This is a genomic window from Vulcanisaeta sp. (assembly GCF_049966235.1).
Classification (GTDB): domain Archaea; phylum Thermoproteota; class Thermoprotei; order Thermoproteales; family Thermocladiaceae; genus Vulcanisaeta; species Vulcanisaeta moutnovskia.
Genome location: NZ_JBMFVA010000015.1, coordinates 26,766 through 48,621, shown reverse-complemented (window position 1 = coordinate 48,621; position 21,856 = coordinate 26,766). Strand labels below are relative to the sequence as shown.

26 protein-coding genes are annotated in these 21,856 nt (G+C 43.1%); 17 read left to right on the top strand and 9 right to left on the bottom strand.

Annotated features, from left to right (window positions below; translation table 11 throughout):
• The 3 genes from ACP5L5_RS08720 to ACP5L5_RS08710 all read right to left on the bottom strand — a co-directional run.
• The coding region (locus ACP5L5_RS08720) for a hypothetical protein (RefSeq protein ID WP_428763119.1) at positions 1 to 254 on the bottom strand (254 nt) is incomplete at its 3' end.
• Positions 238 to 369, bottom strand: coding sequence for a hypothetical protein (locus tag ACP5L5_RS08715; protein WP_428763117.1), 132 nt, complete (start codon positions 367 to 369; stop codon positions 238 to 240). The genes ACP5L5_RS08715 and ACP5L5_RS08720, both read right to left, overlap by 17 nt.
• Before the next feature lie 326 nt (positions 370 to 695).
• A complete protein-coding gene (locus ACP5L5_RS08710) occupies positions 696 to 1,475 on the bottom strand; it encodes a hypothetical protein (protein ID WP_013604764.1) in 780 nt (259 codons plus the stop codon).
• Between the two features lie 56 nt (positions 1,476 to 1,531).
• Here ACP5L5_RS08710 and ACP5L5_RS08705 point away from each other — a divergent pair, with 56 nt between their 5' ends.
• The 7 genes from ACP5L5_RS08705 to cas6 are packed head-to-tail and all read left to right on the top strand — an operon-like array spanning position 1,532 to position 7,911.
• Entirely contained in the window at positions 1,532 to 1,876 is a 345-nt protein-coding gene (locus tag ACP5L5_RS08705; RefSeq protein ID WP_013604763.1) for a hypothetical protein, read from the top strand.
• A gap of 9 nt (positions 1,877 to 1,885) precedes the next feature.
• Positions 1,886 to 2,884 carry a DevR family CRISPR-associated autoregulator gene (locus ACP5L5_RS08700; RefSeq protein WP_428763115.1) on the top strand — a complete coding sequence of 333 codons (999 nt, stop codon included), beginning with the start codon at positions 1,886 to 1,888 and terminating at the stop codon, positions 2,882 to 2,884.
• Between the two features lie 17 nt (positions 2,885 to 2,901).
• Positions 2,902 to 3,765 carry a hypothetical protein gene (locus ACP5L5_RS08695; protein WP_428763113.1) on the top strand — a complete coding sequence of 288 codons (864 nt, stop codon included), beginning with the start codon at positions 2,902 to 2,904 and terminating at the stop codon, positions 3,763 to 3,765.
• Positions 3,758 to 4,765, top strand: coding sequence for a hypothetical protein (locus ACP5L5_RS08690; protein ID WP_428763111.1), 1,008 nt, complete (start codon positions 3,758 to 3,760; stop codon positions 4,763 to 4,765). The genes ACP5L5_RS08695 and ACP5L5_RS08690 overlap by 8 nt, the downstream gene beginning before the upstream one ends.
• Positions 4,755 to 6,377 (top strand): CRISPR-associated helicase Cas3', encoded by a 1,623-nt coding sequence (gene cas3 / locus ACP5L5_RS08685; RefSeq protein WP_428763109.1) that lies wholly within the window; start codon positions 4,755 to 4,757, stop codon positions 6,375 to 6,377. The genes ACP5L5_RS08690 and cas3 overlap by 11 nt, the downstream gene beginning before the upstream one ends.
• 2 nt (positions 6,378 to 6,379) lie before the next feature.
• On the top strand, positions 6,380 to 7,084 hold the full coding sequence (locus ACP5L5_RS08680; protein WP_428763108.1) for a CRISPR-associated endonuclease Cas3'': 705 nt from the start codon (positions 6,380 to 6,382) through the stop codon (positions 7,082 to 7,084).
• Entirely contained in the window at positions 7,081 to 7,911 is an 831-nt protein-coding gene (gene cas6, locus ACP5L5_RS08675) for a CRISPR system precrRNA processing endoribonuclease RAMP protein Cas6 (RefSeq protein ID WP_428763106.1), read from the top strand. The genes ACP5L5_RS08680 and cas6 overlap by 4 nt, the downstream gene beginning before the upstream one ends.
• 187 nt (positions 7,912 to 8,098) lie before the next feature.
• Here the strand turns inward: cas6 and ACP5L5_RS08670 are convergent, their stop codons facing one another.
• Positions 8,099 to 8,233, bottom strand: coding sequence for a hypothetical protein (locus ACP5L5_RS08670; RefSeq protein ID WP_428763104.1), 135 nt, complete (start codon positions 8,231 to 8,233; stop codon positions 8,099 to 8,101).
• Between the two features lie 357 nt (positions 8,234 to 8,590).
• Between ACP5L5_RS08670 and ACP5L5_RS08665 the strand changes: the two genes are divergently transcribed.
• The 5 genes from ACP5L5_RS08665 (at position 8,591) to ACP5L5_RS08645 (ending at position 12,119) form a co-directional block, all read left to right on the top strand.
• Positions 8,591 to 9,610, top strand: coding sequence for a metallophosphoesterase family protein (locus tag ACP5L5_RS08665; protein WP_428763103.1), 1,020 nt, complete (start codon positions 8,591 to 8,593; stop codon positions 9,608 to 9,610).
• 48 nt (positions 9,611 to 9,658) lie between these two features.
• Positions 9,659 to 10,486 carry an inositol monophosphatase family protein gene (locus ACP5L5_RS08660; RefSeq protein ID WP_428763102.1) on the top strand — a complete coding sequence of 276 codons (828 nt, stop codon included), beginning with the start codon at positions 9,659 to 9,661 and terminating at the stop codon, positions 10,484 to 10,486.
• 69 nt (positions 10,487 to 10,555) lie between these two features.
• Positions 10,556 to 10,783: a hypothetical protein gene (locus tag ACP5L5_RS08655; protein WP_048056933.1), complete on the top strand. Its 228-nt coding sequence runs from the start codon at positions 10,556 to 10,558 to the stop codon at positions 10,781 to 10,783.
• Positions 10,784 to 10,864: 81 nt separating this feature from the next.
• Complete coding sequence (locus ACP5L5_RS08650; protein ID WP_013604752.1) at positions 10,865 to 11,263, top strand: SWIM zinc finger family protein; 399 nt, start codon at positions 10,865 to 10,867, stop codon at positions 11,261 to 11,263.
• A 160-nt stretch (positions 11,264 to 11,423) separates the two neighbouring features.
• Entirely contained in the window at positions 11,424 to 12,119 is a 696-nt protein-coding gene (locus ACP5L5_RS08645; RefSeq protein WP_428763099.1) for a hypothetical protein, read from the top strand.
• A 79-nt stretch (positions 12,120 to 12,198) separates the two neighbouring features.
• Here the strand turns inward: ACP5L5_RS08645 and ACP5L5_RS08640 are convergent, their stop codons facing one another.
• Positions 12,199 to 12,612, bottom strand: coding sequence for a hypothetical protein (locus tag ACP5L5_RS08640; protein ID WP_428763097.1), 414 nt, complete (start codon positions 12,610 to 12,612; stop codon positions 12,199 to 12,201).
• Positions 12,613 to 12,683: 71 nt separating this feature from the next.
• On the opposite strand from ACP5L5_RS08640, the gene ACP5L5_RS08635 reads away from it, so the two are divergent.
• The 3 genes from ACP5L5_RS08635 to ACP5L5_RS08625 all read left to right on the top strand — a co-directional run bounded on the left by ACP5L5_RS08635 (position 12,684) and on the right by ACP5L5_RS08625 (position 15,692).
• Positions 12,684 to 13,346 carry a class I SAM-dependent methyltransferase gene (locus tag ACP5L5_RS08635; protein WP_428763095.1) on the top strand — a complete coding sequence of 221 codons (663 nt, stop codon included), beginning with the start codon at positions 12,684 to 12,686 and terminating at the stop codon, positions 13,344 to 13,346.
• Between the two features lie 66 nt (positions 13,347 to 13,412).
• Entirely contained in the window at positions 13,413 to 15,077 is a 1,665-nt protein-coding gene (locus ACP5L5_RS08630) for a long-chain fatty acid--CoA ligase (protein WP_428763093.1), read from the top strand.
• Between the two features lie 33 nt (positions 15,078 to 15,110).
• A complete protein-coding gene (locus ACP5L5_RS08625; RefSeq protein WP_428763091.1) occupies positions 15,111 to 15,692 on the top strand; it encodes an MBL fold metallo-hydrolase in 582 nt (193 codons plus the stop codon).
• Here ACP5L5_RS08625 and ACP5L5_RS08620 read toward each other — a convergent pair.
• From ACP5L5_RS08620 to ACP5L5_RS08605, 4 genes are all read right to left on the bottom strand, one after another.
• Complete coding sequence (locus ACP5L5_RS08620; protein WP_428763089.1) at positions 15,681 to 16,613, bottom strand: amidohydrolase family protein; 933 nt, start codon at positions 16,611 to 16,613, stop codon at positions 15,681 to 15,683. The two genes, ACP5L5_RS08625 and ACP5L5_RS08620, sit on opposite strands and share 12 nt — an antisense overlap.
• 106 nt (positions 16,614 to 16,719) lie before the next feature.
• Positions 16,720 to 17,490 carry an enoyl-CoA hydratase-related protein gene (locus tag ACP5L5_RS08615; RefSeq protein ID WP_428763087.1) on the bottom strand — a complete coding sequence of 257 codons (771 nt, stop codon included), beginning with the start codon at positions 17,488 to 17,490 and terminating at the stop codon, positions 16,720 to 16,722.
• Positions 17,491 to 17,500: 10 nt separating this feature from the next.
• Positions 17,501 to 18,046 carry a Zn-ribbon domain-containing OB-fold protein gene (locus ACP5L5_RS08610; RefSeq protein WP_428763085.1) on the bottom strand — a complete coding sequence of 182 codons (546 nt, stop codon included), beginning with the start codon at positions 18,044 to 18,046 and terminating at the stop codon, positions 17,501 to 17,503.
• Complete coding sequence (locus ACP5L5_RS08605; RefSeq protein WP_013604743.1) at positions 18,046 to 19,260, bottom strand: thiolase domain-containing protein; 1,215 nt, start codon at positions 19,258 to 19,260, stop codon at positions 18,046 to 18,048. Before ACP5L5_RS08605 ends, ACP5L5_RS08610 begins: the two co-directional genes overlap by 1 nt.
• A gap of 160 nt (positions 19,261 to 19,420) precedes the next feature.
• On the opposite strand from ACP5L5_RS08605, the gene ACP5L5_RS08600 reads away from it, so the two are divergent.
• Both ACP5L5_RS08600 and ACP5L5_RS08595 read left to right on the top strand, forming a co-directional pair.
• The gene (locus ACP5L5_RS08600) at positions 19,421 to 21,415 is read left to right on the top strand and encodes a 3-hydroxyacyl-CoA dehydrogenase/enoyl-CoA hydratase family protein (RefSeq protein ID WP_428763083.1); all 1,995 of its coding nucleotides are present in this window, start codon (positions 19,421 to 19,423) and stop codon (positions 21,413 to 21,415) included.
• Between the two features lie 65 nt (positions 21,416 to 21,480).
• The gene (locus ACP5L5_RS08595; protein ID WP_428763121.1) at positions 21,481 to 21,819 is read left to right on the top strand and encodes an SCP2 sterol-binding domain-containing protein; all 339 of its coding nucleotides are present in this window, start codon (positions 21,481 to 21,483) and stop codon (positions 21,817 to 21,819) included.
• Positions 21,820 to 21,856 lie beyond the last annotated feature (37 nt).

The following is a 21,856-nucleotide window of genomic DNA, read 5'->3' as shown; positions in this document are numbered from 1 at the left end:
CTGACGCTGGTTATGAATGCAACAAGTCTCTCCAGGTTAATGCTTGAGAACTGCCTGTAGATCCTGGGCAAGGCATAGGTGCCAGGGGGCACGAGCTGTATATTGAATGCGCAGTTACCATCCACGTAGTTCCTAACCCCCTGCCTGTCCTTGCTGAGTAGTTCCTGCATGTGCTCGGTGAGTACTGAATTAGTCAGGGCATGTATGTACACCCAGGGCTCCGCGGTGGTTTCCTCATCATGCTGGGACTGCATAAGTCCTCACAGACCTCTCTAGACGCCTGCCTCTTTTTATTGGCAACTCGGCAACTGCCTCATAAACAATACGCTTAAGTGCCTCCTCAGGCATCCACTTGTTTGACCTGTTCAAGGCAATGAGGTAAATGAGCCTCTTCCTAGCCTTCTATTCTCTTTAGAGAATATCTCAAAACTCACATTCGTAGTTCCAAAACCACCCATTAAAATCCCATGGCCTTCTATTCTCTTTAGAGAATATCTAAGACATTATTTTATAAGCTTATTTATAAGTCTTTCTTCATGAATATGAGCTAATTAATGGAATAATTATATCTATGTACGTTTATGGTACGTGTTTGTTCTTACGATTGTTTTGTCAGATTATTTATTATTCTGATGTTTGTGTTCAGTTTCTTATTATTGTAGTTGTTCCCACAATTATTTATCCCATGCATTGCGCTATTGTGTCTTTACTGTGCCCACTAGTATTGTACCTAACGGCGTTAATTCATAGTGGTGCGCCTTACCCCTCTTCTCATAATTAATTAATCTCTTCCTAACGAGCCTCACAAGTATTCTTTGCACTTTGGCCATCGACATGCACTCACTTACTTTCTTACACTCCTTTCTATACTCGTTTAGTATGTCCTTAGCCCTATGCTTGCCAAGGCCTATCAACCTTAGAACCCTGTACTCATCAAGCATTAGGTCAGCCAGTTTAGGTACCACGGGCCAGGGAATAACCCTCTCCTCAACACTCTTAAATAAAGCCCTGACTGATGGACTCTCCTCCTCAAGCATTGCGAAGACGCTATCCATGGTAATACCCACGTAAGGACCCACAGAGGCTAAGGCCAGCGCCAGAAACATCAATGCCGTGCTAAGCCACCTAAATCCACCAGCCATACCAATTATGACCCTACACGGTACATAAGCCTCAATTAGAGACCTAAGCCTAGCTACACTAGTTGCAATGCCGTCCTTAGGGTCAAGCCAAACATCAACAACATTAACCTCACTATCTAACTCATTAATGAATTTATGAAGTGCCTCCATAGTTTGAATGGGCTGTTCCCTACGGCCTCTAAGAATGCCCTCAGGCACAATCCTGGGTTCACTATTCACTAGAAAAACCACATCACCACCCACAGGCCCAGCCCTAGCCAATGCATGCTTCGCATTACCTGGATAAAGCCCAACACTAACCACCACACACTTCCTAACACTCAACTTCTCCATAGATAGAGAAGCATACTAAAACAAAGTATATAAACACTTTCAACTATTCAATATCAATGAGTCAGACATACCCGGAAGAAACCCAGAAAGAGAGAACAAATTACCTTGAGTCCATCATAAACTCTCTAGCTGTCTTAGCAAGTGAGAAGATTTATGGTCCGCTGGATGTCCTCGCATCAACACCAGACCCACAATTAGCATATGGAGTGCTCTACAATGCTATACGTTATTTAGCATCTCAGAGTTACTCAACACCTTCAGAGGAGGACATAGATAAATTATTTGCAATTGCCAGCAAGAGACCGGAAATACTTAGGGAGGTTGCCATAAAGGCATTAATTAGAGGTGTAAAAATGAGGTCTAGTAATAAGAAAGAAGCAATGCAGGTGCAGACAAAATAGGTGATTCTGATGGTTTTCGTATCAATGAGTTTTAGGTTCAGGATCGATGTCGAAGCCGCTAATATGGTAGAATCCGTGGGTAATTATTCGAGACATAGAGTTGTGCCTATAATAGCGCAGTACTATGATGGAAACGGTGGTTTAAGGTATGAGCTTACGTACTTACCTGCAATAAGTGGCCAATCACTTGCAAATGCTTTTTCAAGGGCATTGACCGACATAGCATTAAGCAGAAACCACCCGGTTTGTGACATGTGTAGAAATTACGAAAAAATCGGTGGTTTTCCCAAGAGACCTACATTAAGTGATAATGATTCTATCGACAAAAGAGTAAAGGAGTGCATTGTCGAGGATGTCACAGGTTTCATGGCAACTAAGGGTGGTGAGAGAGGTGAAGTTATTAAAAGGACGTCTAAGATATGGTTTAGTTACATGATCCCGGATGCAGATTCTATAAAGCATGCACCACCTATTCCTCAATTTCATGTCCGTTATAGCACTAATGAGAATGAACAGATGATTTTTTCTATCGAAAGTGGATCAGCAATTTATAGAGTTAAGATTGCTATAGACATTGATAGTATTGGTAAATTAACAGATAATAAATATGTTGATAATAGGCTTGATAGAATTAATGATGTCTTTGATGCATTAGCATTAATGTTTAACGGATATATAGGCGCTAAAAAAGCACGATACTTACCTCAGATGGAATTCCTTGGCGGTATTGCGTCAATTTCACACCCATATAGATTTATGGTAACTCCAGCCAAAGCTAAGCTGGTTAAGGATAGACTTGAGTCATGGTATTTATATGATACTGTTACAAGAGCCACAAGATTTCTAAGTATCTTTGGCAATAAGGTTCGACTCTCAATATATTATGCCGATAAGGAATTTAACACCTTACTGGCTTCTAAAGATATAACGATAGAAGGAGCCGACAGTCTTGAGGATTTAATCAGTAAAGTGAGGAACTCTGTGCAGAAGCTAATTGAGACGAAGTAATAATGAAGGTATAGACTATGTTAAAATCAAAATTCCTCATTCTCGTTGCAGTCGATTTAGAGACTTTCTCTATTTTACCTCCTCACGTATTAGCGTCACGTAGTATTCCTGTTCCAACACCATTAACACTTATTGGAGCCTTACTCTATCCTGTAATGGAGGATAAGTACGGTGTTCGTGAGCCAAATCCAGACGATCTTTATAAGGAAGCATACAATATAGGTATTCATTACGTAACATTTAGGGCTGCGCCCTATGCTACAGTCATGACTCTCGAGAGGGCGATGTCGATAACGTACCAGAGGCGTCTAAAGGAAATGAGTACAAGTATCATTAGCAAGTGCATTGACGTGTTTGCTGAAATCGAGAATTACGGATTGAAGGCAACAGAAAACAAATATGGAAGTAATAATGAGTGTATTAAACAATATAAAGAGGTTATTGCTAATGCATTCGCAGTTGCGTCGAGGGGCATTACGGTATTCAACGGTACATCATATATTGCTTATATCGTGAATAATGAGGAATTAGTGAAGTATGCTTGGCAAATTGTCAGGATTGGAAGGAAGGAAGATTTAGTCGTTGTACGTGATGTTAAGCTCGTAGGACTTAATGAACTTAAGCTATTAGGTGACGTTTCATTCAACAGCAGGTTTTATGTGCCTAAGGAATCCATTAAGGGCGAACCCATGAATGCATCATTATGGCAAATGCCAATCTACATAAACGGCTCTGTGCATGAAGAAGACGTGTATGTACCACATGGCTTATTTAATTCAACCATTATGGTGGACACGACCAAGGCAATTACGTATGAGGTAACTATTGACGGAATGAAGGAATTCATCGTTATTCCGAGAGAGGTGATTGAAAATGCCTAGCAAAAAATCGATAGCGGATAAAGAAACAGGTGGGACAGTGGTGATTAACTTCGATAATCTCTATAGTTATAAGTACCTGAGCTATTCGTGGTTTGTAAGATATGCACTTGCATTAACGATTAATGTGCCAAACGACCCATTTGAGGGTTCAATTGACCCTGCATTAATAAAAAGCGATAACGCATTGAAGACAATTAACGAGAAAATTCAAGAATTACTGAGCCATAGCAAGAAATCTAAAGTTAACAGTGTTTGGAAGCCGTGCGTGAATAATTTAACCAATGATGACTTACTGGATCCGAATGACTTCGAGGCCTATGTTAAAATAAACACTGACTGCTTCATGAATTTCGAATTCAAGGAGTATACGAGGGTATTTGGTGGAGCGGGAGAAAAAACAGGCAATGCGGTAAGCGTGCCGAGGGCAATCGCCAAGCTAGCCAAGTTGGGTAAGGCATTGACGTATACTGGCGAGTCGTACTTATTTCTTGACATTGACTTTTTATTGCAAAGAAACGTCTATAACTTGGTTAATTTCTTCGTGAGGAGCATTAATAAATTTAAGAAGGAAATAAGCAACGCAACAAAACTTGTTGGTTCGGCGGCACTAATTGTCGACGCGCTTCGCAAAGAGGGATTAAGCACTAGGATTAAGGACTTGCTTGAGAGAGGAGTAGTCATGTATGATGTAACGGATAGTGGTGCTTCAATGATAGACTTAACAAGCATCATTAAGCATGTTAATAACCTTAGACTCGCATCGTTTATTCATAGCCTAACCATGCTCATTAATCACCCAATAGCAAGGGATCTACTTAACAAAGTTAGCGAGGCCGTGATTACGTATACGAATACTCATAGCCTATTGCCAGTTTATGAATTCATAAGATATGCAATAACAACATTAGGGAACGAGGAAGTCAGGAAGGAGCTAGGCGATCGCTCGCATGATTTGATTCATGAATTGTCTATGATGGGGGGATTATACCATGAATATTAGGCCAGGCATTAATAAAGCCCTGGAACTCATTGAGGGTGGGCATGATCACATTATTCTTGAGTTGCCGACGGGTTATGGCAAGAGCACCGGTGGGCTGGAAATCTATAGGAAGCTAAGTGAACTCGGTATTCCCGAGGACAGGGTCATTCATGTACTGCCGCTTAGGGCTGTTGTTGAGGATTTAGCCAGAAGATTTTATGGAATACTCAACGATAAAGTTGCTTATCAAGCTGGTATTCATAATATAACGATTGATAAGGGGAAGATTATTAGGAAGTCACCGTTTTTTGATGCTGATTATAACATAACCACGTTTGATTCCTTCATTCATAATACGTTTAAGATACCCATTACCGAGGTATTCAGGGAATTGCGTCATTATTATATTCCATTTGCAAGAATATATACATCTAGTGTTATTTTTGATGAAGCTCATATACTTATTGATCCACGTGAGAAAAAGATGTTAACGGGTTTCTTAGCTAGCTTAGAACTACTAAGGAATGCTGAAGATCCAGTAATCATTATGTCTGCTACATTAACGCAAAACGTGAGAAGCGCAATAAGTAATGTACTGCCTGACGCAGTCTTTATCAGGCTTGGAAGTAAGGATGAAAATAACAATAATAATATCATCATACGCGACGTCGATTTTGAGGAAAAAATCGGCAATACAAGATATAGCATTAACTTCATGAATGCCAAACCCATTGATGTTATTAATAAGGTAATAAAGCTCGTCAATAATGATGAAAAGAGCGTACTCATTGTCATTAACAATATTGGCTTTGTAACGAAGCTCTACGAGGAATTAAAAAATAGGGGTATTCCCGTTGGCTTAGTACATGGCGAATTAACAAGAAGAGATAGGAGCAGCGTCATTAATAACTTGGATAATGATAAATATAAAGTACTTGTTGGCACTAGCGCGATTGAGGCTGGTATTGATAAATCATTTAATGTATTAATAACAACACCCGATGATGCGGCAAGCCTTGTACAGAGGGTCGGGAGAATTTGTAGGCATGGTGAGTGTAATGGTGAACTATACTTCATATGTGAGGATGATGGGAATGATAACATCAAGTATAGTAAGAAGTTATGTGATTACTTAATGAAGAAAGGCAGTAAAATTAATTGGAGATTGCCGTATTCAAAGGATGGCAATATTAGTTATGTTGAAATGCTTGAGGAATTCAAGCCGTATAAGGAAATCGAGGTGTCTCACGATTATTTACTAAGCTTCAAGGCATTAGAAAGACCCTACATACCTCACGACTTAATTAATTACCTATTTAATAAGCAGTTTAACTTTAACCTGGCTAGGAAGGAATTAATCGAGGTTTATGTAAGAGGGAGGGAGGAATTCGCAAGTGCGAGTCCTGACGATGTCGTGCTTGATTCATACACGACGGATCTCGATAATGCACCGATTGACTGCATTGAGTCGTTGGGTTACGTTGATGAAGAGCCAGTACTTATTTCTGACTCATCCTTAGTCCAGTACTTCAGAGACCCAGATAGAATAGCCAATGCATATGGAAAATTCGTAGAGAATTACGAAGCCACGCCAATCATGATAATCAAGCCTAATTGCTATAGGGGTGCGTGATCATGTGCTGGGCAAACTACCCTAATCACGGCATTAAGGAGAAGCTGGAGCCCTTAGGTATTCATTTAATTAATGTTGCCGAGGGCATGCTTAAGCACCCCGACTTTAAGAGAATAAGCAAAAAACTAAGTAAGGCGTATGGTATCGACACCAAGGTATCTCAAGACATTATCTTCCTAATTGGGTTACTCCATGATATTGGGAAGGCACATACCAAGTACCAAAGAGAGCTAGAGAAGGGGTTCAGCAAGCACGAGTTCTACTCAGCATTCGCAGTGAACTACGTCCTTACCACGAGAAATGTCGATGAAACAATTAAGACCCTCATCACCTACCCAATAATGCTTCACCACTACGCGCAAAGGTACGACGCCAACAAGGCATATGGAGGCGTGTCGAATGAACTCGGCATTAAAGAATCGCCAGTTCTCCCAATCCACGAGCAATGCATTAAGGACGTAATCGAAGCATTAACTTATGGGGAATCAACCGTAGTCAGCGACTTAGGCAAGGACGTAATCAATGAATTAATAAAAGAAGTAAAAACAAGCAACGTCCTCTACCTCTACCCACTGGGTAACGACCCACTAAAGCCCTTGCAATCAATCATCCAGCAGAATCGATGGTTCGGCATAGCCGCTTTAACAGGAATCCTAAACGAGGTTGACGGAAAAACAGCAAGAAGGAATAGGCGTGATAAAATATGATTGTATCATTAATTATTTACTTCTCTATTGAGCATCCAATAAGATTTGGAACATGGAATGGTAGATTTGTAAATAGGGTAATTAATGAGACCCTTGAAAGTATAAACGTTAAGGTACAGCACGGTGCTAGAGAGAAACCCTTTACATCGACACCTATACTTGATTTAAAGAATGCCGTTGTAAACGTTTTAAGTCCAGGGAATCATTACTGGTTCAGAGTCTCGCTGTTCTGTAATGAGGTAGATTGTCCAGGAGCCATTGAGGCGTTTACAAGTCCCATGTTCCAATTATCAACTGGTGAAGTGCTTAATATCATAAAAATTAACTTGAATAACTCAGAGCTGATAAGTAAAAATCACGGTGAAAATGAGGATATTAGGGCTGTTATTCATTGGCGTGTTAGGTTTTGGCCTACTTCGTTTATTTTTAGGAGTCAATATGTTACTTGGCCTAGTCCTGCCAGGTTCTTCTCCTCAGCCGCCTTAACTCTTGTTAGGGTTTTGAGGGGTAGTAATGCGTTGATTAGTAAGGGTGGTGAGCCGTTAATTGGCATTATTAATGATGTCGATTTTAAGGGCTTTGTTAAGGACTTGGTCTTTAACACGGAGGTTCTTAGCATGAGGGTTAGGAGACTCATGATTAACCTGGGTAGGGGTAGGAGGCTTCCTGCGTTTAATGGTGTTGCTGAGTATGTTACCTATACGGATAGGCCTGGTTTGTTTAGGTTCCTTCTTGATGTTGCTAATGCCTATGGTGTGGGTAAGAATAGGGCGTTGGGTCTTGGTTATGTTAATGTTGACGTGCTGGGGCAGCGCCTATTGCGTTAACTGTGTTTTTCGTAATAGTCATTCTTAACCTAGTTATCATAAATGTAGGTCAGTAGCATGGGTATATTAAGTCCCAAGGCCCCAGTTCCTGAACCTCATCAATTACTAGGATAATCATTTCGCCTAGATCCTCTGCAACTTTATTCACGGTCTCTGGTAATGATGTTAATACGGCCCTGCCTCTATGCTATGATATAGATACGCTCAGTGGCGATGTATTTACTGAAATTCCATCAATGTTACGTAATAAACCCAGTAATCTATCCCTAGCATTAGATCTCTGCCGTAGGAAGTTGATTAAGGCCTGTGAAGGCTCAATCATGAAACCCCCTAATGCTCATCCTCCCCTAATTAATCACTATTCTTCTTGCATCAATCAGTATATGCGGTACCCCATAACTATTTAAGAAACTCCTTAACAGACTAACTTGCCCATCCTCCTAAGGCCTAGAATCACTGCAATCCCATCATCCCTGTAGCACATCATTAACTGACCAGGTTAGTTTTGAAGTCGTACAATTCCTTAGTATGTCCCTGGTTTTTTAGATCGAAAAACACTGGTACCACCAATTACAGGTAGTAGTACCAGCTAATGATCCTTTGCTTTACTTTTTGTTTAATTATTTGTTTAAATGGCTTGGTTTGTATTTCCTTTATTTTGATGGGTTAGGTTTAAATATTGTTTAAAACGGAGGACTTCGTGGGTAGGTTGAGGGTTTTACTTGTTTCGGATCTGCATGGCTCTAGTGTGGCGTATGGTAAGTTGTCTAATGCCATTAAGTTCTATAAGGCTGATGTCGTGGTCTTCGCTGGTGACCTTACTGGCAAGGCCCTGGTGCCTATTATTAGGGATGATGGCTCCTTCAGCCTTGGTTCCGGCGTTAGTAAGTACTTGGTTAATGTCTTTGGTGATGTGAAGGCAGTGGGTGATAAGGACCTTAACAAGGTAGTTAAGGATTTGAGGGGTAGGGGTTATTACCCATTCGTTACTGATAAGGCTGGTTATGAGGAACTAGCCAGTAATAGGGATAGGGTTAGAGAGACCTTTGTCAAGCTCATGATCAATGCCCTGGAGGAGGACCTGGGCAAGGTCGTTGCTAGGTACAGGGAGGCCGGTGTCAAGCTTTTAATAATGCCGGGTAATGATGACTATCCCGAAATTGCGGATTACGTGAGGAAGCAAGCCTCTGACGTGTTGGTGCCTATTGATGAGGATGTTATTGAGTTCAATGGCTACTACTTCCTGGGCTTTGGGTACTCAACACCAACGCCCTGGAACACACCTAGGGAGGTCAGTGAGGAGGAACTTGGAGCAAGGGTTGAGAAGTTGATTTGGAGTGTTGATCAGACAAGGCTTGGTAGATTGATAATGGTTATTCATGATCCACCATACAACACACTCATTGATCAGGCTTATCAATTGAATAAGGACTTTAAGCCCGTGGTTAGGGGTGGCGAGATTGTGAGGACTCACGTGGGTAGTAAGTCAGTGAGGGCCTTGATTGAGGAGTACTCACCATTGATGGGTATGCATGGCCACATACATGAAGCCCCTGGCATTGACTATGTAAGGAGTAATTCAGGTGTTAAGGTCCCTGTGATTAACACAGGTAGTGAGTACTCGGAGGGTGTGCTTAGGATGGCTTACCTAATTATTGAGGATAATAAATTGAAGAATTACTTCCTAGTCAAGGGCTAAGCGGGATTAGGTAGGATTTTTAAATAAGGCATTCGAGTGAGGCTCAACGTGGAGGTAAACCTTGAAACACTAATAAAGGACCTGGCCATTAAGGCGGGTTCATTCGTCAGATCCAAGGCTGAGGATCTAAACTATAGGCAAATAATGAGGAGGGGTTCAACAGATGTTTCCAGGCGTATTGACCTTGAGGTTGAGGATTTAATAATCAAGGGTGTTGAGGAGGAGGGTTTGAGGGCTGTCGTAAATACTGAGGAGAGGGGTGTTGTTGAGGTTGGTGGTGGTGAGCCTGAGTACGTATTCGTGGTTGACCCATTAGATGGGTCATTAAACTTCGTACTCGGTATACCCTTCTACTCAATATCAATTGCAGCAGGTAAGTACAGCAGTACTCTCAGGTTTAGTGATTTGACGGATGGCGTTGTTTATTACGTGGAGAAGGACGCGCTCTATTACGGCGGTCTGAAGGGTGTTGATTTTAGGGGTGATGATCTTAACGACCTTAATGAGGATATTGATAAGCCAGTAATATCGCTTTACCTGGAGCCAGATGTAAATGAGAAATTGCTTATGGGGCTTAGGGGGATTTATGATAGGTTCGGTAGGTTTAAGATTAGGAGTCTTGGTGCTGCTAGTCTCGAGATGGTCATGGCATCAATTGGTAGGTTCCTAGCCTTCATGGACCTTAGGAATAGGCTTAGGATATTCGACATAGCCGGCGCCTACGTAATTGCCAGGGCAATGAGGACCAATACATACACGCTGGGTGGTGGTGATTTGGGGAGTGAGTTGGTTAGTAGTGATAGGAGGTTTAGCCTGGTTGTTAGTAGGAATAGTGATTTCATAAGGGGTTTTCTTGGGTTATTGGGTGTTAAGTGAAAGTTTTGCTGTTCTAATTAGCTAATTAGTTAGGAGGGGTTAAATAGGCGTTTACTTAACGTGAATTTAATGAGGATTAGACTAAACCTTGATTGTCCAAGGTGTGGAGGTGCATTGTTTATGGAGGAGAATGAGGAAAGCGTCACCATTTATTGCACAAGGTGCGGCCTTAGGGCTAGTTGGAGATTACGTGATGCGGCCAGGAGGGCATTGAGAAATATTGATGGTTCATTAATATTTGATTGGAACTCTGTTATTGATGAATTATACCTTGAATTGGCAATTAATGTTCATTAAGTGGGTAATACTTGTTCATGAACCAGAAAGATTAATTTAAGCCAAATACGGATATCTAACGAAGCAATACTGGTGATTTAATTGTCGGAGGAGTTAACACCGCAATTGAATAAGAAGTTGAAGGAATGGCTACTAGAGCTAGCTGGTAAAATAAACTGGAGGGTAGATAAGGTCCTTGATTCATACAGGTTAGCCCAGCGTTCAGTGATAATTGATGTTAGAGACGATGGTAACTCAATAAATGGCATAAGACTGAGGGTCCCATCAGAGACTAGGGATAATGCGTACTACTACGTATCCGTAGGCCCATACGGCGCAAAATGCACCTGCGAGGCCTCCGTAATTAGGGGCGAGGTTTGTAAGCACATGGTCGCGGGACTCATAATGTGGAACATGCTCAGTGTGATTAAGTACGGTAAGTGGCTTAATCTTAATGAATTAACATGGTTAAAACAGACACAGGACAATGAGCGGGTATAAAATAGGTTTACTATTTGTTGAGGGTGGATACCTAGTGTAAAAGGTCGTGTCTTTAATATTATGTATAGCAACCCTCATGAAGTAATCAAAGCATTAATTCACTGGACATACATACTAATTACTTCTTAAAAAGATACATTAGTGAATAAATTGATTAACTATGACCTGGAAGAAATACCTATTATTGGCAATAATACTCTCTATCACGGTATTACTAATAACCCACTACACATTGTCCGCAAGTATTTATGATGAATCCTCATCAACTCCACCGCCTTCATCATACGTACTCATAAACATCACAGCACCAAACTACACCACCTGGACAATATACGCAAACGCCTCCAATGGATGGTACGCGTATTACCAGGGAAATGGCTCCCAAGTCTTTGGGCCAGCATACGTTGGTGAGCCTGGAACAATAGTCACATTCAACGTTGCGTCAACCACAAATTGCGAGTATCCATCAATAACCTATGAACCATCAAGCAGCATAGCATTATCGGAGGGTGCCAATTACGAAATGATAGCCGTTAATTGCGTTCCCTACGTTAACGCCACAATCAATGTAACGGGCGGAGGAGGAATAATAATGATACTTAGTACGCCAGGATTCATAACTACACAATCACTCATTATTAATGGCCCAACAATCCAATCAATGGTTCTACCCGTGAATACCACGTTATTTATAATAGCGTGGCCGTTCTATGGATATACCCTTGAGGGGGTTTATGTCGATGGTACGGCAATAAACTATACGGAAACACCGTATGGTTCATTCCACACTGAGGTAATGCTATCAACGAATTCAACAATTACTGTGGAGTTCACGAATGCGACCAGTAGCTCATGAGTTTAATGACAAGGCATTAAAATAATTAAAAATGTCAATTTAATTCCCCTACATTTTCGCCTTTGAGGTTAACTTGGCTCTAGTAAGTTATGTTAATATCTACGTGCCTTTTCCTAGCCAACTCACTAATGGCGTTCTCAAGCATACGCCTAGCCTTACCTGAACCGCCTATCGTAATATGCATAGTACCCCCCTCTTTACCATGCTGTGTGAAAACAACCCCATAAATAACCCATGTTGCGTCCTTAACCACGTAATACTCAAGGGATTGATCCTCGAAATCCCTCTTAATCAACTCACCATCACTTAGGGTAAAGTAGATCTCAGGTTCATCATTGGATCGATCCTTGCCTCCCAGGGATAATAGGGCTACGAATCCCGGTGTTTTCTTCTCAAAGTCCACGAGTACTGACTTAACACCTTTCTCCCTAATGAGCCTCTCTAGTTCATTTACAAGCGTGATGGCGCTTATCCTATCCTTAACTAGATACATCAATAGTGATTTCTCACCGAAAATAATAAGCCACTAACGTATCCATAATTAAGATTTTAAGGGTGCTTAACATGTATTATTTCGTGGAATACCTGAGGAGGGTTATGGAGGCCTACGACATTATTTCTAGGGCATATCCCGAGACAAGGGAAGGCGGTTTGCTGGCTGGGGTTTTGCTTAGTGAGGTTGGTGATTTCATTAGGGAATTAGCACCACGCTTGGTGCTTGATGTTGGTGCTGGGGCTGGTGGTAACCTGGAGGTTTTGAGGAAATTCCTGGGAAATTCCATGTATATTGGTTGTGAGTTGAGTATTGGCATGATAAGGGCTTCAGGGGGAGGTATTGAGTGGATTAATTGTTCAAGTACTCACATACCAATCAGGACTGAGTCACTGGATCTAGTGGTGTCCATTGCTGTGCTTCATCACATACCAAAGAACTTAATCATGGATGCACTTAGGGAGATTCGTAGAGTGCTTAGGATTGGTGGTGCTTTCATAACTACCGTATGGGGTTGTGAGGGGGAAGTACTAAGGCGCTTAAGGAAGTTGAGTGATTGTGAGGGTTATTTGCCGTGGAGTTACGGCCTTGATAGGGAGGTTCTTAGGTTCTATAGGCTTTACAGGAAGGGTGAGTTGGAGGGTGAGGTCATTAATTCAGGCCTTAATGTTATTAAGAATGGCGTCATTAGGATTGGTGGTTTTATTAATTATTACGTAGTTTCACGGAAATAGGTATATAACCAATATATAGGCAATGCTTTATTCGCATTATGACTTAATTCACGCAGTGGCTTAGTAATGTGCGCCCAGTACTATGATTATCAATTAACGCTGGACAAGATAATACGCAGGGCTGCCCAACTATATCCTGATGTTGAGATTATTAATGCGCCACCCAATGGCCCCATAACTAGGTCAAGCTATGCCAAGGAGTGGGACAGAATACAAAGGCTTGGCTCGGTACTTGAGGAATTGGGTGTGAATTCCGGCGGTCCAGGTAAGTTCGGCAGTAGGGTTGCCGTACTTGATTGGAACACCATTAGGCATTACGAGCTTTACTACGGCATACCCATGTACGGCGCTATACTACACACCGTAAATGTACTACTTGCTCCTGAGGACATAATATACACAATGCTCCAGGCACAGGATGAGGTATTATTCATTAATGAGGACTTCACACCACTTGCGAGGGTTGCTGTGTCGCTTGTGAAGACAATAAGGAAGGTTGTGATAATGAGTGATAAGCAGGAGCATGGGGAGGTTACGTTTGATGGGGCCGAGGTTTATTGGTATGAGGATTTAATTAAGGATGCTAAGCCGTACAAATTCCCTGAACTTAATGAGAATACCGTAGCCACAATGATGTTCACATCAGGTACTACGGGTAGGCCGAAGGGCACATACTTCACGCATAGGCAGTTAGTCCTTCATGCAATGTCAGTCGCATTATCAATAACCGCACCACCAATTAACGCGAGTATTTATGACGTTGCAATGCCCCTCGTGCCAATGTTCCATGTACATGCCTGGGGATTACCATACATATCCACCCTCACTGGTATTAAGCAGGTCTATCCAGGGCAATTCGAGTGGGGTTGGATACTGAGGTTGATTAAGGATGAAGGCGTGACAATAATTAACGGAGTACCAACAATACTCTATAACCTACTCTATCACCCAGACTCCCCTAGGTATGACCTTAGGGGATTGAAATTCATAATAGGCGGCGCGGCGCTACCAAGGGGCTTACTCGAGGAAGCAAGTAGGAGGGGTATACACGTGGTTCAGGGCTTCGGCCTAACAGAGACAGCCCCAGTAATCCTGCTGTCAATGGAGAAACCAAACATGAGGAATTGGTCCGAGGACAGGAAGAGGGAACTCGTACTTAGCGCCGGTCTACCAATACCACTAGTGGATATTAGGATTGTTGATGAGCAGGGTAGGGATGTGCCTAGGGATGGGAAGACAATGGGTGAATTAGTGGTTAGGGCTCCATGGATAATTAAGGAGTACCTAAATGATCCGGAGAAGACTAGGAATGCCTGGCGTGATGGTTGGTTCCACACGGACGACATAGCCGTTTGGGATAGCGAGGACTACATATGGATAATGGATAGGGCTAAGGATGTTATTAAGAGCGGTGGTGAGTGGATATCAAGTACGAGGCTTGAAGACCTAATTAGCACGCACCCGGCGGTTTATGAGGTTGCTGTTATTGGTGTTCCTCATCCGAAGTGGGGTGAGAGGCCCGTGGCCATTGTAGTTCCCAAACCTGGCCGAAGAATTACCGAGAACGAAATCAAGGACTACCTAATGGGACTTGTTAATGAGGGTAAAATGCCGAAGTGGTGGATACCAGATAAGGTGGTGATTATTGAGTCCGAATTACCAAAGACGAGTACTGGTAAGGTTGATAAGAAGGTGCTTAAGGAAAGATTTCAAGTGACTCTTGGTTCTTAATTCTTAAATAAAATTGGGAAGTATTGAATTGCCGTGGAGGTTTACATAATAAAGGGTATGTCAAATGGTTATTTAACAAGTGACGGCGTATTAATAGATGCTGGTGCTAAGGCTAGTGACGTGATTAGGGTGGCTAGGGAACACGGCATTGATGTTAAGTACTTGTTCATAACACATTATCACTTTGATCATACCAGGTATGCCTATTATATTGTTAAGACCTTTAATCTTAAGGTGGTTGCGTCATTACTTGAGTCAGGAATTATTGAGGGTAGGGAGAGGCCCAGGACTGCGAGTTTTCTTCAATCAATTGTCTCATCATTAATGAGGACTAGGCCCGTGAATGTTGATGTTAAGGTTAATGATGGTGATGTCGTTGAGGGTTATAGGGCAATATACGCGCCTGGCCATACACCTGGTAGTACGGCTTACTTTAAGGGTGGTTTATTATTTACGGGAGATGCCATTACTGAGCATGGTGGAAAACCAGCGCTACCGCCAAGAGGATTCACACTTAACATGGATGAGGCGATGAGGAGTTTCAATAAACTAATTAGTTTGAGACCTAGGGTTATTTATCCTGGCCATGGAAGCCCAATAAGCCTAGGTACTTAGGTTCTCGTTGACTCTGAATCCATGGTACTTAAACAAGTCAAGTGCGTTATTCATCATTATCACCTCCTTATCAACATTACTAATACCATCACTACCCTCAATGCACTTAACATCACCCATTAAATCCCTAAATCTCCTGTAGGGATAGCCACTACCAAATAGTATTCTCTCTGGGCCTAAGGTATTTAGTACGGGCCTTGCTGATTCATCATTGAATAGGTAGCAATTAATTCCGGGGGTGCTTAGGTAGGTATTATCGTACTTCCTCATTACCCTAAGAACCTCCCTAACCCAGAGATTAAACCTATCGGGTGATGTTCCAAGGCCACTGATTACCATGTAAGGCCTATATTCCTCAAGAATTTCCATAAGGTTCTTGGGCATTATATGCGTTATGACCCTCTCATCAACATCCCTAGGCATTCCCAAGTGCATTATTACTAACACATTATTCTTCTCTGCATACTCCATCAACTGCTTAAAAGCTGGGCTTGTGGCTGGGTTGAAGAATTGAAGTGTTGGCGAGACAAACACACCCCTAAGGCCTAAGTGCTCCATCTCCCTAATCTTCTGCTTAACATACCTACCACCAAAGCTTGGGTTTATGCTCGAGAATGGTATGAAGAAATCACTGACGCCCTCCTTAAAGACCTCATACCAAAGCTTCATATTATCAATCATGTACTCAGGCCACCTACTAATCAAGTCATAAACCTCCCTAACCACGGACTTAACATCAACATACATACCCAAGTCCCTAGCCAACCTATATAGGCCATGAAGGGTTAGGCTAAGCGTTGGGTCAATATCAATTGGGTAGAGGGCTGATGCAACAGCCCCAGCATTATGAAGCTTGTTCCTTAATCGAATAAGTTCCGCGGCTGGATGCACGTGGAAATCAATGAAGTAGTAGTTCTGCATTAATAAGAGGATTAATCAACTGCTATTTAAAAATAATACATCATATTTTAACTTATGAACACTGAGTTAAGTACTTAATGATAATCATTTTATAAATATAAAATGATCAATAACCAACAAACCTAGGCCTCCTCTTCTCTAGGAACGCTGAAACACCCTCAATAAAATCATGGGTATTACCCAACTCACCCTGTAACCTGGCCTCGGTCACTAGGAACTGCTCAAGGTCCTTAAACAACGCTTCATTAATCAATTTCTTACTATGTACGTATGCTCTAAATGGACCTTGAGCAATCTCATTAGCAAACTTAATGGCCTCTCCTAATGGGTCATCAACAACCTTGATGAGTCCCATGGACTCAGCCTCCTCAGCCGTGAACTCACCACCAACTAGCAGGTACCTAAGTGCCTTGGCACCAACTAATCTAGCCATCATAAGCGTTAACCCAGTATCAGGTGCTAACCCAATGTTTTGAAACGCCATAACAAACCTAGAACTCTTTGACGCAAAGGCGAAATCACATGCGACGGCAAGACTAATACCGGCGCCCGCGGCTACACCATTAATCGCCGCAATGAATAACTTATCACTAAACCTTATCTCCCTCAGAATTAGGTGGAAGGAGTTCCTAAGCTCGTCCTCAAGATTGACGGTTCCAAGCTCACTTGGCTTAGTTGATATGTCGGCACCCGCCGAGAACGCCTTACCAGAACCGGTTATTATGCCAACCCTCTTTTTCGGGTCATTATTGAACCTACGCAGCGCATCCAATAACTCAGCCCTGAGCTCAGGCCCTAATGCATTCAATCTCTCCGGCCTATTAAGCGTGAATATAGTTACGGAATCCCTCTCATCAATAACCAAGTACCTATACATTCAGCACCACCTATTGCTCCATAGGTATGAATTCATACGTTAAGTAACCCTCAGGCTCCCTCTTAACAACCTGAAGCTTAACCTTCATGCCAACCTTAACCTTCCTTGGATCATCAACCCTCAACCAAGCCAGCACATTGAATCCCTCCCTCATCCTTGCAATGGCCACTATGTAATCTGAATAGTGCGAGTATGTTAAGGGTTTCGTGTTTATTACGGTATAGGTTAGTAATTCACCCTCACCACTAGTCTCAACCCAATCCATATCACTGACCTTACAGTACGGGCAATCCACCTGGGGCGGGAAGTAATACCTACCGCACCTCCTGCATCTGGTGGCGTAGATCTTGCCCTCCCTCAAACCATCAAAGAACTTCTTAATCCTCTCAACACTAATCGAGAACCTAAGCCTCATCTCCCTAACATCATACCACAGGCTGTATTGACCCTTCTCATCAGGCGCTATGGGTAGTCCAGTGGCCTTGACAACTTCATTCAGCTGCTTAATGGATTGCCTCCAAAACTCCTCATACTTAGCCTCCAGGGACATCACCATCACCTCTTGGGCTTCACCTTTGGCGAACCATCCTTATCAAGTGAGTATATAGTTACATAAGCGTAATGGCCAGTACCACCAACGTTATGCGCCAATGCCCAACCAGTATAGATATCGGCTTGCCTATCCCTAGGCTCAACACCCTGCCTTAACTGCTTGGTCATCTCAACAGCCATACTAACCCCCGTAGCCCCTATGGGATGGCCCTTTGCCTTGAGACCGCCATCCAGATTAACGGGTATTAAGCCACCCTTGTAGGTCTGTTCATTCCTAACCAGTTGAATACCCATGCCCCTTTCCACGAATCCCAGGTCCTCGTAAGCCATGACCTCAGCTATCGTGAAGCAATCATGAACATTAGCAACATCGAAGTACTTCCAAGTGTCCCTATGCTCGATGCCAATCCTCTTGAACGCTTGCTCAGCTGCTTGGTAGGCTGCATCGAGCCCTATGAAGTCGGGTCTCCTACTCAGGTTTGCTGTACCTGTTGCCACGCCCACGGATCTAATCCACACTGGCGTGTCCGTTATCTTCCTAGCCAACTCTTCACTGACTAGTATCGCTGCAGCTGCGCCATCGGTTATTGGGCTTGAGTCGTAGAGTTTAATGGGCCAGGCCACATACCTGGACTTGAGGCATTGATCAATGTTTATTTTCAACCCATAGAACTGGGCCTTGGGGTTTATTGATCCGTAATAATGGTTCTTAACAGCCACCCTGCAGAAGTCCTCCTCAGTGGCTCCAAACCTATTCATGTAAGCCGTCATGTATAGTGCATAATAACCTGGGAATGTTAAACCAAAGTTCTCAAACTCCCAGAAGTAATTACCTGCCCTACCAATGAATTCAACAACTGTTGGTGTTGGTGATTCGTACATTTTCTCCACACCTATTGCCATGGCTATGTCGGCCATTCCCGAAGCCACGGCTAAGTAGGCATTATAGAGGGCAGCACTACCAGTGGCGCATGCCGCCTCAACCCTCATAGTACCCTTCGGACTTAACCCACAGTACTCACCAACAATCACGGCGGGTAATGACTCGGCGCTCCAACCACCTGCATTACCAACAACGAAGTACTGAATATCCTTCTGATCAAGCCTTGCATCCTCAAGTGCCTCCTTAACAGCCTCCCAAGCAAGCTCACCTAAGGTTGTGTCGGTCCTACGCCCAAACTTCGCATGGCCAATCCCAACAACCGCAACCCCCCTCATAATTCCCATATTACTCCTCGAGAAGCACCTTAAATAATAATGCCCCTCTGTTCACTATTGCTTAATCATTATCACTATATTCATTATATACACCCTCGACACAAATAATTTGAGTAAATTGAGATCGCACTTAATAACTTACCTAGAGCCAGAGTGACTGATGAGTACGCAAATTAGGAGGGTTGCGGTGATAGGAGCAGGTACAATGGGCCATGGAATAGCCGAAGTATCTGCCCTGGCGGGTTATGAGGTTGTGATTGTTGATGTGTCTCAGGACTATCTAAATAAAGCCCTGGAAAGGATTAAGTGGAGCCTTGACAAGCTGGCTGAGAGGGGTACAATAAGTAAGGAGAAGGTTAACGAGCTCATGAGTCGCATAAAGACTTCATTATCAGTGGCTGAGGCCGTTAAGAATATTGACATAATGATTGAGGCAGTACCCGAAAAACTTGACCTTAAGAAGCAGATATTTTCTGAGGCAGACGCAAATGCGCCTCCGCACGCAATACTGGCCACGAACACGAGTAGTTTACCAATAACCGAGATTGCAAGCGCCACAAAGAGGCCTGAGAGGGTCGTTGGAATTCACTTCTTCAATCCACCAGTACTAATGCCCCTTGTTGAGGTTATTAAGGGTGCCCAAACAAGCGACGAGGTCGCCAGGAGGGCCTATGACTTCGTTAAGAGCCTCGGTAAGGAGCCAATAATGGTTAATAAGGACGTACCTGGATTCGTGGTAAACAGAATATTAATAGCGCTGAACTCAGCTGCATGCCTATTAGCCGCTAATAACGTGTACTCCATTGTTGAGATTGACTCAGCCGTTAAATACAGGGCTGGTTTACCAATGGGTATTTTCGAGCTTCAGGACTTCACGGGCATAGACGTTGGCTACCTAGTTGGCTTTGCAGTTGCTGAGAGGGACCCAATGCTTAGGGTCCCATGCCCATTAATTGAGGACCTATATAAGAAGGGCTGGCTTGGTCAGAAGAGCGGTCGTGGCTTCTATGAGTATAAGGGTGGCCCGTACGAGAGGGCTAACATACCCAGGGAGGCTGGTGAGAAGGTTGACCTAGTACAGGTATTTGCACCGGCAATAAACATGGCAGCATGGCTGCTTAGGCAGGGTATTGCCTCTAGGGAGGATATTGATAAGGGCGTTAAGCTAGGCCTTGGCTGGCCAAAGGGAGTTCTTGAGTATGCTGATGAGTTCGGCATTGACAAGGTTGTTGACGCACTTAATCAGTTGTACTCTAAGTATGGTTATGAATTGTTTAAACCAGACCCGTTACTCATGCAGATGGTTCAGGAGGGTAAGCTCGGGCAGAAGAGTGGTAGGGGATTCTACGAGTATGGTGCTGTTGGCGTGACTGAGTTTAAGGAGATAATACTCAAGAAGGAGCCACCGCTCGCCTGGATAATACTCAACAGGCCACAGAGGCTTAATGCCTTAACCCTGACAATGCTTGAGGAGATAGGTAGGGCGCTTGATATGCTCTGGGATGATAAGGAGGTTAGGGTTGTCGTAATAAGGGGTGCTGGCGATAGGGCTTTCTCGGCTGGTGCTGATGTTACCTCATTCCAAGGCCCACTACACACCTACTACTTCTTCCTGTATAATAGGAGGTTTCAGGACGCTGTAAGTAAGATTGAGAGGTTCCCCAAGCCCGTGATAGCGGCTATTGATGGTTACGCACTTGGTGGTGGCCTAGAAATCGCAATGGCCTGCGACTTCAGAATAGTCACTGACAAGTCCGAGTTTGGCCAGCCTGAGATCACCCTAGGCATAATACCAGGTGCTGGTGGTACACAGAGGTTGATTAGGTATGTTGGTCTTGGTAGGGCTAAGGAGTTGATAATGCTTGGCGATAGGATTAAGGCTGATGAGGCGTATAGGATTGGCCTTGTTAATAGGGTCGTACCCAAGGAGAAGTTTGAGGATGAGGTTAGGTCATTCGCAATGAGATTAGCCCAAGGCCCACCAATAGCACTGACCTACGCGAAGTATGCAGTGAACTTCGGAACACAGGTACCAGTTGACATAGGCATGCTGCTCGAGGCGGCCTTCTTCAGCATGGCTGTGAACACGAAGGATGCCCAGGAGGGGGTTATGGCCTTTGCCATGCGTAGGAGGCCTGAGTTTAAGGGTGAATAATGGTATATAGTATAAATAGCAACATTACTTAAAATCCAGGTAATCAATGCTTATTCTTGGTTGATATGTCTGAGGATCCCTTCGAACTTCTAAAATCAATGACTGAAAAGGCCCTACCAAAGCTTGCCAGTAAGGCTAGCGGGCCTGTTAAGGTGTTTCAATTCACTGGGGAGGGTTACGAACCATTTTATGTTGAGGTTGGTGGAGGCACTGTGAAGCTTAATAAGGGTTCTCATAAATCACCGACAGCCACAATACAGGTAAACAAGGACAATCTATTGAAGTTAATTAAGGGGCAACTCGACGCAATGCAGGCTTACTTCTCAGGAGTGATTAAGGTGACAGGTAACATAATGGATGCGGCAACCCTCATAGATATCATGAATACCGCACGTAGTGCGTGATAATATATAGGTTTATACATAGTAATTAAAATACACA

Excerpts from the sequence above, each read along its gene's own strand:
- ACP5L5_RS08610 (WP_428763085.1), bottom strand. The coding sequence starts at position 18,046 with ATGGTGATGTCCCTGGAGGCTAAGTATGAGGAGTTTTGGAGGCAATCC.
- ACP5L5_RS08635 (WP_428763095.1), top strand. The coding sequence starts at position 12,684 with ATGTATTATTTCGTGGAATACCTGAGGAGGGTTATGGAGGCCTACGAC.
- ACP5L5_RS08710 (WP_013604764.1), bottom strand. The coding sequence starts at position 1,475 with ATGGAGAAGTTGAGTGTTAGGAAGTGTGTGGTGGTTAGTGTTGGGCTT.
- ACP5L5_RS08605 (WP_013604743.1), bottom strand. The coding sequence starts at position 19,260 with ATGAGGGGGGTTGCGGTTGTTGGGATTGGCCATGCGAAGTTTGGGCGT.
- ACP5L5_RS08690 (WP_428763111.1), top strand. The coding sequence starts at position 3,758 with ATGCCTAGCAAAAAATCGATAGCGGATAAAGAAACAGGTGGGACAGTG.
- ACP5L5_RS08645 (WP_428763099.1), top strand. The coding sequence starts at position 11,424 with ATGACCTGGAAGAAATACCTATTATTGGCAATAATACTCTCTATCACG.
- ACP5L5_RS08670 (WP_428763104.1), bottom strand. The coding sequence starts at position 8,233 with ATGATTGAGCCTTCACAGGCCTTAATCAACTTCCTACGGCAGAGATCT.
- ACP5L5_RS08705 (WP_013604763.1), top strand. The coding sequence starts at position 1,532 with ATGAGTCAGACATACCCGGAAGAAACCCAGAAAGAGAGAACAAATTAC.
- ACP5L5_RS08680 (WP_428763108.1), top strand. The coding sequence starts at position 6,380 with ATGTGCTGGGCAAACTACCCTAATCACGGCATTAAGGAGAAGCTGGAG.
- ACP5L5_RS08615 (WP_428763087.1), bottom strand. The coding sequence starts at position 17,490 with ATGTATAGGTACTTGGTTATTGATGAGAGGGATTCCGTAACTATATTC.
- ACP5L5_RS08620 (WP_428763089.1), bottom strand. The coding sequence starts at position 16,613 with ATGCAGAACTACTACTTCATTGATTTCCACGTGCATCCAGCCGCGGAA.
- ACP5L5_RS08640 (WP_428763097.1), bottom strand. The coding sequence starts at position 12,612 with ATGTATCTAGTTAAGGATAGGATAAGCGCCATCACGCTTGTAAATGAA.
- ACP5L5_RS08600 (WP_428763083.1), top strand. The coding sequence starts at position 19,421 with ATGAGTACGCAAATTAGGAGGGTTGCGGTGATAGGAGCAGGTACAATG.
- cas6 (WP_428763106.1), top strand. The coding sequence starts at position 7,081 with ATGATTGTATCATTAATTATTTACTTCTCTATTGAGCATCCAATAAGA.
- ACP5L5_RS08655 (WP_048056933.1), top strand. The coding sequence starts at position 10,556 with ATGAGGATTAGACTAAACCTTGATTGTCCAAGGTGTGGAGGTGCATTG.
- cas3 (WP_428763109.1), top strand. The coding sequence starts at position 4,755 with ATGAATATTAGGCCAGGCATTAATAAAGCCCTGGAACTCATTGAGGGT.
- ACP5L5_RS08630 (WP_428763093.1), top strand. The coding sequence starts at position 13,413 with ATGTGCGCCCAGTACTATGATTATCAATTAACGCTGGACAAGATAATA.
- ACP5L5_RS08700 (WP_428763115.1), top strand. The coding sequence starts at position 1,886 with ATGGTTTTCGTATCAATGAGTTTTAGGTTCAGGATCGATGTCGAAGCC.
- ACP5L5_RS08595 (WP_428763121.1), top strand. The coding sequence starts at position 21,481 with ATGTCTGAGGATCCCTTCGAACTTCTAAAATCAATGACTGAAAAGGCC.
- ACP5L5_RS08695 (WP_428763113.1), top strand. The coding sequence starts at position 2,902 with ATGTTAAAATCAAAATTCCTCATTCTCGTTGCAGTCGATTTAGAGACT.